Source organism: Curtobacterium sp. MCBA15_016 (genome assembly GCF_001865105.1).
Classification (GTDB): Bacteria; Actinomycetota; Actinomycetes; order Actinomycetales; family Microbacteriaceae; genus Curtobacterium.
In genome coordinates, this window is the sequence record NZ_MJGR01000025.1 from 12,185 (window position 1) to 28,311 (window position 16,127).

Annotated in this window: 14 protein-coding genes; 9 read left to right on the forward strand and 5 right to left on the reverse strand. The window is 72.3% G+C overall.

The window, feature by feature from the left end:
• Positions 1-33: 33 nt before the first annotated feature.
• From BIV03_RS11205 to BIV03_RS19160, 6 genes are read left to right on the forward strand one after another with little or no spacing between them, the layout of a single operon-like run.
• Positions 34-975, forward strand: coding sequence for a glycosyltransferase family 2 protein (locus tag BIV03_RS11205; RefSeq protein ID WP_070418474.1), 942 nt, complete (start codon positions 34-36; stop codon positions 973-975).
• Entirely contained in the window at positions 965-2,548 is a 1,584-nt protein-coding gene (locus tag BIV03_RS11210; protein ID WP_071295766.1) for a DUF2142 domain-containing protein, read from the forward strand. Before BIV03_RS11205 ends, BIV03_RS11210 begins: the two co-directional genes overlap by 11 nt.
• Positions 2,545-3,531, forward strand: coding sequence for a dTDP-glucose 4,6-dehydratase (gene rfbB, locus BIV03_RS11215; RefSeq protein WP_070418472.1), 987 nt, complete (start codon positions 2,545-2,547; stop codon positions 3,529-3,531). The genes BIV03_RS11210 and rfbB overlap by 4 nt, the downstream gene beginning before the upstream one ends.
• 14 nt (positions 3,532-3,545) lie before the next feature.
• Positions 3,546-4,397: a dTDP-4-dehydrorhamnose reductase gene (gene rfbD, locus BIV03_RS11220; RefSeq protein WP_071295767.1), complete on the forward strand. Its 852-nt coding sequence runs from the start codon at positions 3,546-3,548 to the stop codon at positions 4,395-4,397.
• Positions 4,394-5,332 (forward strand): NAD-dependent epimerase/dehydratase family protein, encoded by a 939-nt coding sequence (locus BIV03_RS11225; RefSeq protein ID WP_071295768.1) that lies wholly within the window; start codon positions 4,394-4,396, stop codon positions 5,330-5,332. Before rfbD ends, BIV03_RS11225 begins: the two co-directional genes overlap by 4 nt.
• A gap of 59 nt (positions 5,333-5,391) precedes the next feature.
• Positions 5,392-7,521 carry an acyltransferase family protein gene (locus BIV03_RS19160; RefSeq protein ID WP_071295769.1) on the forward strand — a complete coding sequence of 710 codons (2,130 nt, stop codon included), beginning with the start codon at positions 5,392-5,394 and terminating at the stop codon, positions 7,519-7,521.
• Positions 7,522-7,645: 124 nt separating this feature from the next.
• On the opposite strand, the gene BIV03_RS11235 is transcribed toward BIV03_RS19160, so the two are convergent.
• Entirely contained in the window at positions 7,646-8,824 is a 1,179-nt protein-coding gene (locus BIV03_RS11235) for a glycosyltransferase family 4 protein (protein WP_071295770.1), read from the reverse strand.
• 29 nt (positions 8,825-8,853) lie between these two features.
• Here BIV03_RS11235 and BIV03_RS11240 point away from each other — a divergent pair, with 29 nt between their 5' ends.
• Positions 8,854-9,909, forward strand: a complete 1,056-nt coding sequence (locus BIV03_RS11240) for a YbhN family protein (RefSeq protein ID WP_083295289.1) — start codon at positions 8,854-8,856, stop codon at positions 9,907-9,909.
• Between the two features lie 57 nt (positions 9,910-9,966).
• Positions 9,967-11,109, forward strand: coding sequence for a glycosyltransferase family 1 protein (locus tag BIV03_RS11245; protein ID WP_071295771.1), 1,143 nt, complete (start codon positions 9,967-9,969; stop codon positions 11,107-11,109).
• Between the two features lie 31 nt (positions 11,110-11,140).
• Here the strand turns inward: BIV03_RS11245 and purE are convergent, their stop codons facing one another.
• The 4 genes from purE to BIV03_RS11265 all read right to left on the reverse strand — a co-directional run bounded on the left by purE (position 11,141) and on the right by BIV03_RS11265 (position 15,452).
• Entirely contained in the window at positions 11,141-11,653 is a 513-nt protein-coding gene (gene purE, locus BIV03_RS11250) for a 5-(carboxyamino)imidazole ribonucleotide mutase (RefSeq protein WP_071295772.1), read from the reverse strand.
• A gap of 9 nt (positions 11,654-11,662) precedes the next feature.
• Entirely contained in the window at positions 11,663-12,775 is a 1,113-nt protein-coding gene (locus tag BIV03_RS11255; protein ID WP_071295773.1) for a hypothetical protein, read from the reverse strand.
• 28 nt (positions 12,776-12,803) lie between these two features.
• Positions 12,804-14,168, reverse strand: coding sequence for a glycoside hydrolase family 6 protein (locus BIV03_RS11260; RefSeq protein ID WP_071295774.1), 1,365 nt, complete (start codon positions 14,166-14,168; stop codon positions 12,804-12,806).
• 147 nt (positions 14,169-14,315) lie between these two features.
• On the reverse strand, positions 14,316-15,452 hold the full coding sequence (locus BIV03_RS11265; RefSeq protein WP_071295775.1) for a 5-(carboxyamino)imidazole ribonucleotide synthase: 1,137 nt from the start codon (positions 15,450-15,452) through the stop codon (positions 14,316-14,318).
• A gap of 153 nt (positions 15,453-15,605) precedes the next feature.
• Between BIV03_RS11265 and BIV03_RS11270 the strand changes: the two genes are divergently transcribed.
• Positions 15,606-16,088, forward strand: a complete 483-nt coding sequence (locus BIV03_RS11270) for a GtrA family protein (RefSeq protein WP_254789528.1) — start codon at positions 15,606-15,608, stop codon at positions 16,086-16,088.
• Positions 16,089-16,127 lie beyond the last annotated feature (39 nt).

Genomic DNA, 16,127 nt, shown 5'->3' on the forward strand with positions numbered 1-16,127 from the left:
CTGCCGACTCCCGAAACGAGACCAAGCGAGCCCGTGAAGCTATTCGTCCAGATCCCCTGCCTCAACGAGGAGAACACCCTCGCCAGCGTCATCGACTCGATCCCGAAGCAGATCGACGGCATCGACGAGATCGAGATCCTGGTCATCAACGACGGCAGCACCGACCGCACGGTCGAGGTCGCCAAGGAGCACGGTGTCCGGCACTTCGTGCACCACACCACGAACATGGGCCTCGCCCGGTCGTTCCGGGACGGCGTCGACTACGCGCTGCTCCACGGTGCCGACATCGTCGTGAACACCGACGGTGACAACCAGTACCCGCAGGCGCACATCGCCGAGCTGGTCCAGCCGATCCTCCGCAAGGAAGCCGAGATCGTGATCGGCGACCGCCAGACCCGGACGATCGAGCACTTCTCCGGGTTCAAGAAGCTCATGCAGCGCTTCGGCTCGTGGGTCGCCTCGCGCGCGGCGGGTCTCGACCTGCCGGACGCCGCGAGCGGGTTCCGCGCGTACTCGAAGTACTCGCTCATCCGCCTGAACATCGTGACGCGCTTCAGCTACTGCATGGAGACGATCGTGCAGGCCGGGTACAAGCGCCTGGCGATCGCGTCGATCCCGATCACGACGAACCCGAAGACGCGCGAGTCCCGCCTGTTCAAGAACATCTGGCAGCACATGTTCCAGTCCGGGTCGGCGATCGCCCGCGTGTACCTGATGTACCGCCCGATGGCGCTCTTCCTCTGGGTCGCGGCGATCCTCGGCGCGCTCGGGGCGTGGCCGCTCGTCCGGTACCTGGTGCTCCTCGCGATGCACACCGGCGGCAACCACCTGCAGTCGATCATCCTCGGGGTGGTCCTGCTCATCACCGCGGTGCTCAGCATCGTGATCGGCGTCGTCGCCGACCTCACCCGGCTCAACCGCACGCTGGCCGAGGAACAGCTCGACCTGCAGAAACTCCAGCGCTATGGCGACTGAGGTCACCGCCGCACTGCCGGTGACCCGGGGGGAACGACGCGCCGTCATCGCACTGACGGCTGCGTTCGCGCTGCTGCTCACGCTGTGGGCCTTCCTGACGCCGATGTTCGCGGCCCCGGACGAGGCAGCGCACTTCGACGCCGCCGAACAGCTCGCGCTCGACAAGGGGTGGCCGGCGCCGGGCGACATGGACCTCCTCAAGACGACGTACGTCGAGCAGGGGCAGTCCACGAACGTCGCCGCGGCGGACCGTGCGACCGTCGCGCAGCTCACGGCGGAGAACCCGGGCAACCACGACTTCGTCAACCAGATGTCGCAGCACCCGCCGACCTACTACGGCGTGGGTGCGGTCGTGCTCAAGGCGATCGGGTTCTTCCACCTGCGCTGGGACCTCGGCGTCATGGCCCTGCGCCTGATGGACGTCGTGATGCTGCTCCCGCTGCCGTTCCTGACGTGGGCGACCGTCCGGCGGGTCACCCGCTCCCCGCGCACCGCGATCGTGGGCGTCCTCGCCCTGTTCGCCGTGCCGCAGCTGGCGCAGATCGGCTCGTCCGTCACGAACGACGCGCCCGTCATCGTGCTCGGTGCCGTGATCTCGTGGCTCGCCGCCCGGGCCCTCACCGGCGACCACCGGTGGCGCATCGCCGTGTGGCTCGGGGTGGCCGTCGCCGCGGTCTGCTCGGTGAAGGGCACCGGGCTGCCGACGGTGCCGTTCGTCGCGATCGCCCTGCTCGTCGCCGGCCACGGGACCCTGTCGTGGGGCGCCCGCATCGGCCGGACCGCCGTCGCCGGCGCGATCGTCGCCGCGGCCGGCTCGTGGTGGTGGATCCGCAACCTGGTCCTCTTCGGCACGCTCCAGCCCGACGGCGTGAGCGCCGTCCGCCAGGACAAGCCGTGGGGCCGCGAGACGAGCGCCAACTTCGGCGAGTTCATGAACGTCGAGTGGGACCGCCTCACCTCGTCGTTCTGGGGGCAGTTCGGTGCGCTCCGCTACCCGATGACGCAGATCCTCACGGACTCCCTGACCGTCATCGCCCTTGCCGTGATCGTCGGGTGGGCGTTCCGTCGCACGGCGCAGCGCAGCACGGCGATCGTGCTGCTCGTCCTGCCGGCGCTGACGCTCGTGATCCAGCTGCAGAACAACTTCTCCTCGTACGACGACACGCAGCTCATCGCCGGCGCACAGGGCCGATACCTGTTCATCGGGCTCGTCCCGCTCATCGCCGTCAGCGCGATCGCGTGGCGGAACCTCGTGACGAGCGCACCGGAGCGCGGCCGTGTCGGTTCCTTCGCGCTCTGGGGTTTCCCCGTGATCGGGCTCTACGGCCTGACGGTCGCCTACCGCGGCTTCTACGAGAACACCCACCTGCAGGTCACGGTCGCCGGTCTCGGTCGACTCGTGAACCTGACGCCCGCCGGCCGGTACGGCTTCGTCGTGGTGCTGCTCCTCGCCGCCGTCGCGGTGGTCTGGGCGCTCGTCGAGGCCCGCCGGAACCTGCTGCTCCGGGACGCCCCGCTACACTCGTCCATCGATCCAACGTCACCGACTCCGAAAAGGAACCTGACCTCGTGAAGATCCTCGTCACCGGCGGAGCCGGCTTCATCGGCTCGAACTTCGTCCGTCGCACCCTGCAGGACGCGTACCCCGGACTCGAGGGCGCCGAGGTCGTCGTCTACGACGCCCTGACCTACTCGGGCAACCTCGAGAACCTCGCCCCCGTCGCGGACTCGCCGCGCTACACCTTCGTGCAGGGCGACATCCGCGACGCGGCGAAGCTCGACGAGGTCATCCCCGGCATCGACGCCATCGTGCACTTCGCCGCCGAGTCCCACGTCGACCGCTCGGTCCGCGACTCCGGCATCTTCGTCGAGACGAACGTCGTCGGCACCCAGCGGCTGCTCGACGCCGCGCTCCGGCACGGCACCGAGCGCTTCGTGCACGTCTCCACCGACGAGGTCTACGGCTCCATCAGCGAGGGCTCGTGGGACGAGGAGCGTCCGCTCGAGCCGAACTCGCCGTACTCGGCGTCGAAGGCCGGCAGCGACCTGCTCGCCCGCAGCTACCACCGCACGCACGGGCTGAACCTCTCGATCACGCGCTGCTCGAACAACTACGGGCCGTACCACTTCCCCGAGAAGGTCATCCCGCTGTTCGTCACGAACCTCATCGACGACAAGCACGTCCCGCTCTACGGCGAGGGCAACAACATCCGCGACTGGCTGCACGTCGACGACCACACCCGTGGCATCGCGCTGGTGCTCACCAAGGGCCGCGCGGGCGAGATCTACAACATCGGCGGCGGCACCGAGCTCACCAACAAGGAGCTCACCCAGCTGCTGCTCGACGCGACCGGCAAGGACTGGTCGTACGTCGACCGCGTCGCCGACCGCCTCGGCCACGACCTCCGCTACTCGGTCGACATCTCGAAGATCCAGGCGGAGCTCGGCTACGAGCCGCAGGTGCCGTTCGAGCAGGGTCTCGCCGACGTCGTCCAGTGGTACCGCGACAACCGCGCGTGGTGGGAGCCCCTCAAGGAGCGCGCGGCGCTCGCCTGAGCCCGGACGCCACGATGACCCGCACCCTGATCACCGGCGCCGCCGGCATGCTCGGTCGCGACCTGCAGCTCGCGCTGCACGGTCGTGACGTCACCGCGCTCGGTCGCGCCGACCTCGACATCACGGACCCCGACGCGGTCGACGCCGCCGTCGCCGGCCACGACGTCGTGATCAACTCGGCCGCGTACACCAAGGTCGACGACGCCGAGAGGCACGAGTCCGACGCCGCAGCGGTCAACGCGACGGGCCCGAGGCTCCTCGCCGAGGCGGCCGTCCGGCACGGCGCGAAGCTCGTGACGATCTCGACGGACTACGTGTTCGACGGCAACGGCACCGCGCCCTACGCCGAGGACGCCCCGACGGACCCGCTGAACGCCTACGGCCGGACCAAGGCCGAGGGCGAGGCACACGTCCGCCGGATCGCTCCGGACTCGTCGTACATCGTGCGGACCGCGTGGATCTACGGCGCGCACGGGCCGAACTTCGCGGCGACGATGCTCCGGCTCGCGCAGACGCACGACACGGTGTCCGTCGTGACCGACCAGGTCGGGCAGCCGACGTGGACGGGTGACCTCGCGGCGCGCATCGTCGAGCTCGTCGACGCGGACGCCCCGGCTGGCATCTACCACGGCACGAACTCCGGCCAGGGGTCCTGGTACGACTTCACCAAGGCGATCTTCGCCGAGAACGGGCTCGACCCGGACCGCGTCCTCCCGACCGACAGCGCCGCCTTCGTGCGTCCCGCTCCGCGTCCGGCGTACAGCGTGCTCGGGCACGACGGCTGGTCCCGCGCGGGCCTGGCGCCGATGCGCGACTGGCGCGAGGCGCTGCACGCGGCGACGGCCGCCGGGGTCTTCGCAGCGTGACGGCCTCGTCGACCTCGGCGACGCTCGTCGTCGGCTCCGGAGGCTTCCTCGGGCGCGCGGTCCGTCGTGCGGCGGCCGAGGCGGCACCGGGGACCGACGTCCGCGCGGCCTCGGTGCCCTGGGACGACCAGGACGCCGCGGTCGAGGCGCTCGTGACGGCGATCCGGGGCGTCCGCACGCCGGACTCCCCCTGGCGGGTCGTCTGGTGCGCCGGGACGGGGGTCGTCGCGACCGGTGCGGAGGTGTTCGAGGCCGAGCAGCAGCTCATCGGGCGGGTGCTCGAGACCCTCGCGGGCGACGAGGCCGCTCCGGGCACGCTCTTCTTCGCCTCCTCGGCGGGTGCCGTCTACGCGGGTTCCTCGCCGGCCCCCTTCGACGAGGACTCCGAGCCGGCTCCGCTCGCGCCGTACGGCCGGTCGAAGCTCGCGTCCGAAGCGCGGTTCCGCACCTGGGCCGAGTCGACCGGTGCGCGCCTGCTCGTCGGACGGTTCTCGAACCTGTACGGGCCCGGGGCGAACCTCGGCAAGGCGCAGGGGCTCGTGTCGCAGCTGGCGCTCGCGCACCTCGAGGGTCGTCCGTCGTCGATCTACGTCCCGACGGAGACCACGCGGGACTACCTCTACATCGACGACGCGGCGGCGATGGTGCTGGACGCGGTGGACACGACCGAACGGTCGACCGACGCCGGCACGGCCGTCACCAAGATCTTCGCCTCCGGCCGCAGCGCCACCATCACCGAGGTCGTCGCCGCGGTCGAGGACGCCTTCGGGGAACCCCTCGACGTCCGCCACGGTGCCGACCCCTCGGCGACCTACCAGGGCCTCGACCTCCGGTTCGGCTCCCGGGTGCTGCCGACCGTGGACGCCCGCGACTTCACCGACTTCGGCCAGGGCGTCCGCAACACCGTCGACGCCCTGCGTGCCGCCCGGATCTGAACGTCCCCGAAGCCGCGTCCGTTTCCGAGGATCGCACGACAACTCGTAGGATTCCGTCAGTGAGCACTGCAACCGAGGACCCCCGCGGACCCGCACACCGCGCCCGGGACACCACCCGCTGGGACATCCAGGGGCTCCGGGCGTTCGCAGTCCTCGCCGTCGTCGTCTACCACCTGTGGCCGAACCGGCTGCACGGCGGGTTCGTCGGCGTCGACGTCTTCTTCGTCATCTCGGGCTACCTCATCACCGGCCACCTGCTGCGCGAGCAGCTCTCCACCGGGCGGATCCGACTCGGGCAGTTCTGGTCCCGGCGGGCGAAGCGGCTGCTGCCCGGCGCGTTCCTGACGATCCTCGCGACGGGCGCCGCGGTGCTCCTCGTCGTCCCGAGCGCCCTCTGGTCGCAGTACGGCCGCGAGCTGATCGCCTCGACGGTCTACGCGCAGAACTGGGAGCTGGCGGCCAGTTCGGTCGACTACCTCGACGCCGACAACCAGGCCTCGCCGTTCCAGCACTTCTGGTCGCTCTCCGTCGAGGAGCAGTTCTACATCGCGCTGCCCCTCCTGCTGCTCCTGCTCACGCTCGTCGTGCGGAAGCGGGTCTCCCCCGTCACCACGGCTCGGATCCTGCTCGGCACGGTCGTCGTGGTCTCGCTCGTCTGGTGCATCGTGCAGACGAACACGAACCCCGGCGTCGCCTACTTCTCGACGGCCACCCGCGCGTGGGAGTTCGCGCTCGGCGGGCTCGCCGCGACCGTCGCGCTCCCCGCACCGCGCACGGTCGTGGCCCGGTCCGTCCGCTCGGGTGCCGCGATCGTCGGCGCGCTCGCGCTCCTCGCCTCGCTCGTCGTGATCACCCCGGCGACGCCGTTCCCCGGCATCGCCGCCGCGCTCCCGGTCGTCGGCGCGACCCTGATGGTGACGTTCGGTGCCGGCACGCTGTTCGAGCTCCTCGGCGCGGTCCGCCCCATCGCGTTCGTCGGGCGCATCTCGTACTCGCTGTACCTGTGGCACTGGCCGCTCGTCGTCATCGTGCCGATCTGGCTCGACCACCCGCTCGGCTGGAAGAGCAAGCTCGCGGTCCTGGTGGTCTCGCTCGTCCTCGCGGCGGTCACGACGGTGTGGTTCGAGGAGCCGCTCCGGTTCTCGGGTTGGGTGCGCACCCTGCGCCCGCGTCGCGTCGCCGTCCTCGGCGTCGTCTGCACCGTGGTCGTCGCGGCACTCGGCGTCTCGACGCTGACCGCCGTGCACGTCCAGGAGGTCCAGGCCGCGACCTTCACGAAGCGCCTGCAGGACGGCGAGGTCTCGTGCTTCGGGGCTGCGGCGCAGATCAGCGCAGCGAAGCCGTGCGTGGACCCGAAACTCGCCGACGTCCGTGTCCCGGCGCCGTCCGCCGCCAAGGAGGACGACCCGAACCCGTCACCCGACGAGCCGGACCCGAACATCAAGAAGTGCTGGAGCGGCCGCTTCGAGACCTGCGTGCTCGGCAAGACCACCGGCTACTCGAAGCACCTGCTCGTCATCGGCGACTCGCACAGCAACACCCTGCTCGGCGTCTACCGCGACCTGGCCGCGAAGAACGGCTGGCGGATCGACCTCGCCGGCATCGGTGGGTGCTACCTGACGACCGCGCACCAGCAGTCCCTGAGCCCGGCCTCGGGTCGCGGCTGCGACCGCTGGAAGCAGCAGGCGATCGCGTTCGTCGAGCAGCACCGGGACGCCGACGCCCTGATCGTCGCGCACTCGACGACCCAGATGCCGGTGGACGCCCCCGAGGGCCAGCAGCGCGACGACGCCACCCGCGCGGGTCTCCTCGACGCCTGGCAGCAGGCTGCGGGCGACGACCTCCCCGTGATCGCGGTCCGCGACAACCCGGTCCCCCGACGCGACGTCGTCGCGTGCGTGAGCCGGATGACCGGCCCGACCGACTCCTCCTGCGACAACCCGCGGTCCGTGGCCCTCGCCCAGACCGACTCGTCGGCCGAGGCGATGGCGGCGTTCACCGCCGCCGGAGGCACGGGCAGCGTGCTCGACCTGACGAAGTACTACTGCACGGACACCACCTGCCCGGCCGTGATCGGTGGCGTGCTCGTCTACCGCGACACGAGCCACATCACGGGTACCTGGGCGAAGTCGCTGGAGCCGTACATCGACCAGCAGCTCAAGCAGAAGCTCGCGTCGTTCTCACGGTGACCTGATGCGGTCCAGGAGGCGCGGTGCGGGCCCGGACCGTCCCTCCAGACACGGCCGTCACCCCGCTGGCGCGGTGCGCCGGTACCGGCTGGTGGGGCCCCCTCCTGACCCGCAGGGACGCGCGTCAGCGGCGCGCGGCCGCCAGCAGTCCGCGGTACCGGTCGCCGACGGCGTCCACGGTGTGCGCGGCCGCGGTCTCGGCCGCGGCACGGCCGAGCCGCTCGGCGAGCTCGGGGTCGGCGAGCAGGCGGTCCACGGCAGCAGCGAGCGCCACGGCGTCGCCGGGCTCGACGAGCAGGCCGTTCACGCCGCCCTCGATGACGTCGACGATGCCGGGCACGGCCGACGCGACGATCGCGCACCCGGCGGACATCGCCTCGAGCAGGGCGACGGGCAGGCCGTCGCGGTCGCCGTTCGCGGCGGGGACGGACGGGTAGAGCGCGATGCGGGCCTTGGCGTACTCCGACGCGAGGTCCTCCTTGCCGCGGGCGCCGAGGAACGTGACGGCGGACCCGGCCCGGGCCTCGAGCTGCGCGCGGAGCGGACCGTCGCCCACGACGGCGACCTCGGCCGGCTGCTCGGCCATCCGGTCGAGGGCGTCGAGCAGGACGATCGCGCCCTTCTTCTCGACGAGGCGGCCGACGAAGAGCACCCGGCCCGGGACGCGGGTCTCGCGCGCGACCGCGCGGGTGATCGGCTCGAGGTCGACGCCCATCGGCACGACGTGCACCTGGTCGTCGCGGGCGCCGAGCTTGCCGAGTTCGCGCGCCATGTCCGTGCTCATGCAGGTGACCGACGCGGCGCTGCGGATCACGGAGCGCTTGACCCGCTGGAGGACCGGGTTGCGCAGGGCGTACAGGTCGCCGCCCAGCGTGGTCACCACGCGCGGCAGGTCACCGAGCACGAGCTGGCCGACGGCACCCTGCGGGATGATCCAGTGCAGCAGGGCGACGTCGGGCTGCGAGCGCCGGCGTTCCCGGCGGAGCGCGGCGGCCATCGAGCCGAAGAAGAACGGGACCTGGAGCCAGCGGGACTTCTTCGCCTTGAGGTTGTCGACGATCGCGCCGTCCGCCAGGTCGCGCCACCGGGCCGGGAAGTACCCGTACCGACGGACCTCGACGTCACCGATCCGCTGGTGCGCGCGGGCGCCCTTCGTCATCGGGGCCACGACGACGACGCGGTACTCGTCCGAGAGGGCGGTCGCGAGGTCGAGGACGAAGCCGGGCGTGCCGTCGCCGGCCTCGGCCGGGAAGGTCGACGCGGCGACGAGGAGGGTCGGACGGGGATCCGGATCGGGTCGCATCCAGCGCGCTCCCTTAGAGTTGTCGGTCGATGGACGCACAACAGCCTACGGGGTCGGCCGCAGGGTCACCGGACCCGCTCGACACCTCCTCCGACGTCGCCACGGGCGCGGTGCCGACGACCGGTCGGCGCGCTCGCGTGCTGACCGTCGTGAAGTGGGCTGCAGCGGTCGTGGCCGTCGTGTTCCTGGTGTGGAGCATCGCGAAGCAGTGGGACGACATCGCCCGTGACTTCGTGCGGCTCGACGCCCTCACGGTGGTCGTCGGCATCGTCTTCACCATCGTCGCCCTCGTCGCGAACATGCTGTCCTGGCGCGCGATGATGGCCGCCAGCGGGTACCGGGTGCGCCTGGCCGCGGCGTCCTCGATCTTCTTCGTCGGGCAGCTCGGCAAGTACATCCCCGGCGGTGTGTGGTCGATCGCCGCCCAGGCCGAGCTCGGGCGTGCGCACGGCCTGCAGCGCACCGGCAGCGCGGTCGCGGCCCTCGCCTCGATGCTCGTCAGCATGGTCACGGCCGCGGTCGTCGGGATCGTCGCCGTCCTGCTCGCCTCGTCGACCGGGTTCGCGACCTTCTGGTGGCTCATCCCGGTGATCGTCGTCGGCCTGGTGTGCCTCACCCCGCCCGTGCTCGGTCGGCTCATCGCGATCGCCTTCCGGGTGCTCCGCCGCCCGCCGCAGGACACCACCCTGACCTGGTCCGGCACGGTCATGTCGCTCGTCTGGTCGCTCGTCATGTGGATCGCGTACGGCGTGCAGGCCACGGTCGTGCTCCGGGTCTTCGGCGCCGACTCCCCGACCCTGTTCCCGGTGGCCGTGGGCGCGTACGCCGTCGCCTGGCTCGTCGGCTTCATCGTGGTCATCGCCCCCGCCGGCATCGGCCCCCGCGAGGGCATCCTCGTGCTCCTGCTCGGCAGCGTCGCCGGGGGTTCCGCCCCGCTCGCGCTGGCCGTCATCAGCCGGGTGTTCATGACGATCGGCGACGTCGTGCTCGCCGGTGTCGGGGCCGCCCTCGCCGCCCGGCACCGCCGCGTGACCGCCGCCGCCACGCCCCGATCCGGCGCCCCGGTCCCTCCCCGCGCGGACTGATATGGTCGGCTTCCGGCCGCGCAGTGCGCACCACAGCACCACGAGGAGGCGCACCGCATGACAACACTCCACGTCGTCGTGGACCAGATCGTCGCCCCCGTCCCCGGCGGCATCGGTCGGTACGCCGAAGAACTGACACGGCACCTCATCGCGGGTGCCCCGGAGGGTACCGACGTCGCCGGGATCGTCTCGGCGGTCGGCAAGGACGAACTCGCGCACATCCGCACGCTGCTCCCCGGTCTCGGCGACCTCGACCGCCTGGCGCTCCCCCGCCGTGAGCTCTCGCTCGCGTGGCAGGGCGGCTTCGTCGGCGGCGTCGGACGCGGCATGGTGCACTCGCCGAGCGTGCTCGCGCCCCTCGTCAAGCACGACCGGTTCAGCGACCCGGGCCGGCAGACGGTGGTCACCGTGCACGACACCGTGCCGTGGACCCACCCCGAGACCCTCACGCCCCGCGGCGTCCACTTCCACCGGGCGATGGTGAAGCGTGCGTGGAAGCACGCCGACGCCGTCGTCGTGCCGACCCACGCGGTCGCGGCGACGCTGAACGGCATCCACCGCTTCGACGAACGGCTCCGGGTCATCGGCGGCGCGCCGAGCGGGCGGCTGCGGACCCCCGTCGACGCCGACCTCCGTGCCGAGCGCCTCGGCCTGCCGGGGCGCTACGTGCTCGCGGTCGGCACGCTCGAGCCCCGGAAGGGCCTGCAGTACCTGATCGAGGCGATGGCACACCCGGACGCCCCCGCCGACGTCCCGCTCGTGATCGCCGGCCCGGACGGCTGGGGCGACGTCGACGTGTACGGCACCGCGGAGCGCGCTGGACTGTCCCGCGACCGCGTGAAGGTGCTCGGCCGGATCGACGACCAGGACCTCGCCGTGGCGTACGACCGAGCGACGGTGTTCGTGTTCCCGAGCCTCGCCGAGGGGTTCGGGCTCCCCGTGATCGAGGCGATGAGCTTCGGCACGCCCGTCGTGCACTCGGACGACGACGCCGTGCGCGAGGTCGCCTCGGACGCCGGTGTGACGGTCGCCCGCGATCCCCGCGACTCCTACCCCGAACGACTGGCGCAGGCGGTCTACCAGGTCGTCAACGACCCGCTGCTCGCCGGGCAGCTGGCCGTCGCGGGTCCGGACCGGGCGCGCATGTACGACTGGAAGGACTCGGCCGCCGAGACCTGGCAGCTGCACGCCGACCTCTAGCGGTCGGTCCCCGCGCCCGGGGTACCGCCGGCTAGAGCGAGTCGCGCAGGCGCTGCGCCTTCTCCTCGACGAGCTGCTCGAGCCCCTCGGCGTACTCGCCGAGGCGCGCCGCGATCGCGGGGTCGGCCGAGCCGATGATGCGCGCGGCGAGGAGCCCGGCGTTCGCCGCTCCGTTGATCGCCATCGTCGCCACCGGGATGCCGGCGGGCATCTGCACGATCGACAGCAGCGAGTCGAGTCCGTCGAGGCGCGCGAGCTGCACGGGCACGCCGATCACCGGGAGCGTCGTCATCGAGGCCACCATGCCCGGCAGGTGCGCCGCCCCACCGGCGCCGGCGATGACCACGCGGATCCCCCGGGCAGCGGCGCCGCGGGCGAACCGCGTCATCTTGTCGGGGGTGCGGTGGGCGGACACGACGTCGGCCTCGAACGGGATGCCGAGCTCGGTCAGCATGTCCGCCGCGGCGCGCATCGTCGGCCAGTCGGAGTCCGACCCCATGATGATCGAGACGAGCGGCTGGACGGGGGCTGCGGTGTCGGTCACGCGACGAGCCTAGTCGAGCAGGGCGGACCGCCAGGCGTCCCCGTCGTCGCCGATCGTCCGTTCGTCGCGGACCCAGCGGGCGGCCACGGCGTCGGCGGACCCGGAGGCGACGGCGCTCCGGACCGCGTCGCGCCAGGCACCGACGTCGTCCGGCACGGCCACGACGCCGTGCCCGCGCGCGTCCCGGTAGGACGGCCGGTCGGAGACGACCGCGGGGAGCCCGAGCGCGGTGTACTCGAGCGCCTTGAGGTCGCTCTTCGCCCGGTTGAACTCCTCGTCCCGCAGCGGAGCGACGCCCGCGCGCCAGCGCTGCCGGTGGTCGACGAGCCAGCGGGCGAACGCCGGGTAGTGGCCGTCCGGCACCTCGACGCGGCGGTACCAGCCGGGATCGTCGGCGTCCTCGGTCACGCCGATCACCTCGAGGCGGATCGGCCCGCCGTCCGGTGCGGTCAGGTCGGTGAAGACGTCCCGGAGCAGCTCGAGGTCGGCGCCGTGGGTGAGCGTCCCCATGTAGAGCACTCGGTGCTCGTCGGCGGGGCGATCGTCGTCGGCCGCCGGCTCGCCCGGGGTCCAGATCGTCGGGTCCAAGGCGTTCCGGACCACCACGACCCGGTGCGCGAGCGGCCGCACGAGCGCTGCGAGCTCCTCGGTGCTGACGACCACGAGGTCGGCGCCGCGCACGAGGGCGTCGATCGAGGCCAGCCGGTCCGGGTCGTACTCGGCCCGGGCCAGACGGTCGCGGCCGGAGTCCGTGAAGAAGTCGTCGTCGACCTCGGCGGCGGTCCGGGTCCCCCGCTCGGCGGCTGCGGCCAGGAAGGGTGCCACGAGGTCCCGCGGCAGGGCGTCCCGCTGCACGAGGACGGCCCGGTAGTCGGTCGTGTCGGTCCCGTCGACGAACGCGGCGGGGTCGACCTGCCGGACCTCGGCCGCACCGGTGCGCGCGAGGTGCTCGGTGCGGCGGACGACCCGCACGTGCGCCGAGGCGGGATGCGCCCCACCGCCTCCGGCCACGACGTAGCCGAGGACCGGCAGGCGCACGGGTTCCGCGGCCGGGGCCGACCGCGCCCCGGTCAGGGAGCGACGGAGTCGACGGGCGGCACGGCGGACGAGATCACGCGGCATGCGCCCATCCTCCCGCGATCCGGTGGCGTCAGCGGACCGTGACGGTCGTGCACCCCATCGAGGTGTCCCCGCCCCGGCCGATCCCGACCGCCGTCAGGCACACGCTCCGCTTCCCGCTCGACACCGCCACGGTCGCCCGGAACCCGTGGTTCCGCCCGACCCGGTGTACCCGGTCGACGTCCGGCCGCGAGGCGTCCGCCGTGGCGGTCCCCACCACCTTCCCGCCGACCGTGACGCGCACGGTGACCGGCTTCGTGAGGTCGTCGCGGTCGAACGTCCACCCCGACACCGTCACGCGCCGCTTCGCGGCCGACGCGACCGAGTCCCGGTGCGCGGTCGGCGCGACGGACGGAGCGGTCCGAGCCGGAGCAGCCGTGGCGACCGGCGTCCCGAGCCGCGCGTTCGCCACGAGGGACTTCGCGAACGCGGACCACCACTTCCCCGCCGCCGGCCCGCCGTTGCACGTGCCGTCGCTCGCACCGGGGGTCTTCACCCACAGCAGCGCGTCGAGGGCCGAACCGTCCGACACGACCCGCGGCGAGGTGCCGAGCCCGGAGCCGGGACCGTTGCACCAGGTGCCGCGCCAGCCCTGGCCGTTCCGGGACGTGTCGATCACGTAGTGGGACCCGCCCGTGGCCGCGGAGACCTTCTCGGCGTAGGCCTGCTCCTGCGCGGTCGGGTAGTAGTTCGCGACGTTCGTGAAGAAGCCCCGCGCGCGCTGGACCCCGGCGCTGTTCAGCCGGGACGCCATCACCGCCGGCGGGACCCAGTTCGAGTTCCCCGCGTCGAGGTAGGCCGGCACGCCCGCCGCCGTGAAGGCAGCGACCTCGCGGGCGAGGATGCGGTACCGCTGGGCGTCGAGGGTCTCGCTGCACGCGCTGTTGCTGAGCATCGCGAGGGAGTCCGGCTCGACGATCACGGCCGCCCGGTGCCCGGCGACCCGGGCGACGATCTGGTCGACCCACGCGTCGTACGTCGCCTCGTCGAAGCCGCCGGCGGAGTACCCGCCGCAGTCACGCTGCGGGATGGCGTAGGTCACGAAGACCGCGGTCGTGCCGGCGCGCTCGGCACCCGCGATCGCGGCGTCGATCGTCCGCGTCAGGGTCGCCCCCTGCGTCCAGTCCCCGAGCCAGATCGCGACCGGGTACTGCGCGATGGTCTTCGCCGCGGCCGCGCCGATCGGGTCGGTCGTCGCGAGGGCGGTCGCCTGCTTCGCCGCCTCGCTCGTGTCGGAACGGTAGGGACCGGAGGCGTAGAGGGACGACGCAGCGGCCGCACGGATCGTGGCGGCGCTCGTCGCCGCGACGGCGGTGGTCGGCGTGAGCGCTCCCGCGGCGAGCGCCACGAAGGCGCTCACCGCTCCCGTGGTGGCGAACACACTGGCGCGGCGCATGACGTACTCCCTGTGGACGGTGGACCCTGTCCCGTCCATGGGAGCACGCCGACGCGCGGGGGTACACACGCCAGATCGGGTGCCACCCGAGCGGGTGTCCGCCCTTCTGCGGACCGTCCGAGCGCACCGTCCGCGCGGACCGCAGCCTCAGTCGTCGAAGTGGGCCGCTGCGGACCGGGCGCGGTACGTGACGTCGTCGAGGTCGTCGCCGATGACGGTCACGTGCCCGATCTTGCGACCCGGCCGGGGAGCCTTGCCGTAGAAGTGGTACTTGGCCTCGGGGAACGCCTCGAGCGCGCCCGGGTACCGCGCCGCGAGGTCGCCGTCCGCCGGACCGCCGAGCACGTTGATCATGACCGCGGCCGGGGCGAACGACCCGGTGGCACCGAGCGGCAGGTCGAGCACGGCACGCAGGTGCTGCTCGAACTGGCTCGTCGTGGCGCCGTCGATCGTCCAGTGGCCGGTGTTGTGCGGGCGCATGGCGAGTTCGTTGATCAGGATGCGCTCGTCGTCGGTCTGGAACAGCTCCACCGCGAGGACACCCGTGACGCCGAGCTCCGTCGCGATCCGCACGGCGATGTCCTCGGCCATGTCGGCGATGCGTCCGGCGCTGTCGGGGGCGGGGGCGAAGACCTCGGCGCAGACGCCGCCGCGCTGCACGGTCTCGACGAGCGGCCAGGCGACGACCTCGCCGGAGGGGCGTCGGGCGACGGACTGGGCGAGCTCGCGGGTGAACGGCACGAGTTGCTCGACGAGGAGCGCCTGCTGGCCGCCGGCCTCGGCGACGGCGATGAACCAGTCGGCGACGTCGGCCGGGTCGGTGACCACTCGGACGCCCTTGCCGTCGTACCCGCCACGGGCGGTCTTCACGACGGCACGTCCACCGTGGTCGTCGAGGAACGCCTGCAGCTCGTCGGGGTCGTGCACGGCGGCCCAGTCCGGCACCGGCAGCCCGAGCTCGGACAGGCGCGTGCGCATGGTGATCTTGTCCTGCGCGACGGCGAGCGGCTCCGGGCCGGGGTGCACGGCGACGCCGGCGTCGACGAGCGCACGGAGGACGTCCTGCGGCACGTGCTCGTGGTCGAAGGTGACGACGTCGACGTCCCGTGCGAAGGCGAGCACGGTCGCGGCGTCGTGGTAGTCCCCCTCGGCGGTGGACGCGATCGCGGCCGACATGCCCGGGCCCTCGGCCAGCACCCGGATGTCGAGACCGAGCTCGACCGCGGCCGGCACCATCATCCGTGCCAGCTGTCCCCCACCGATGACCCCGACGCGCAACGCCATGCTGTGTGTTCCTTCCGTCGTTCACACCGTCCGGCGAGAACGCGCTGTCTAGAATCGCTGTTCGGGTCGCCGTCCTGTGCGACCTGCGGGTCGGCCCTCGTGAGCACGACCAGCGACAACTCTACGGACCCGGGAGAGACCGTGCGGCGACTGGTGGCCCAACTGGCACGCTTCGGCGTCGTCGGCGCGGTGGGGTTCGTCGTCGACACGGGCATCTTCAACGTGCTGCGGGCGACGGTGCTCAGCCCGGACGAGGTCCACTCCGGGCCGTTCTGGGCGAAGGTCGTCTCGACGATCGTGGCCATCTTCGTCAACTGGATGGGCAACCGCTACTGGACCTTCCGCGAGCAGCGGCGGGCGGTGGCCACGCGTGAGGGCATCGAGTTCGTCGTCGTGTCGCTCGGCGGCATGGTCATCTCGCTCGGCTGCCTGGGCATCTCGCACTACGTGCTCGGGCTGACCTCGGCCTTGGCGGACAACATCTCGGGCAACGTGATCGGACTCGTGCTCGGCACGGTGTTCCGCTTCTGGCTCTACAAGGTGTGGGTGTACCACCCCGAGCGCGGGCACGACCGGGCCGTACCCGCCGCCGAGACGACTGGTTCCACCGCCGGTTCCGAGGTCGTGGGCCAGTAGGCTCGACGCGCCACCGACACAGGTGGCGTCGCCGACCCC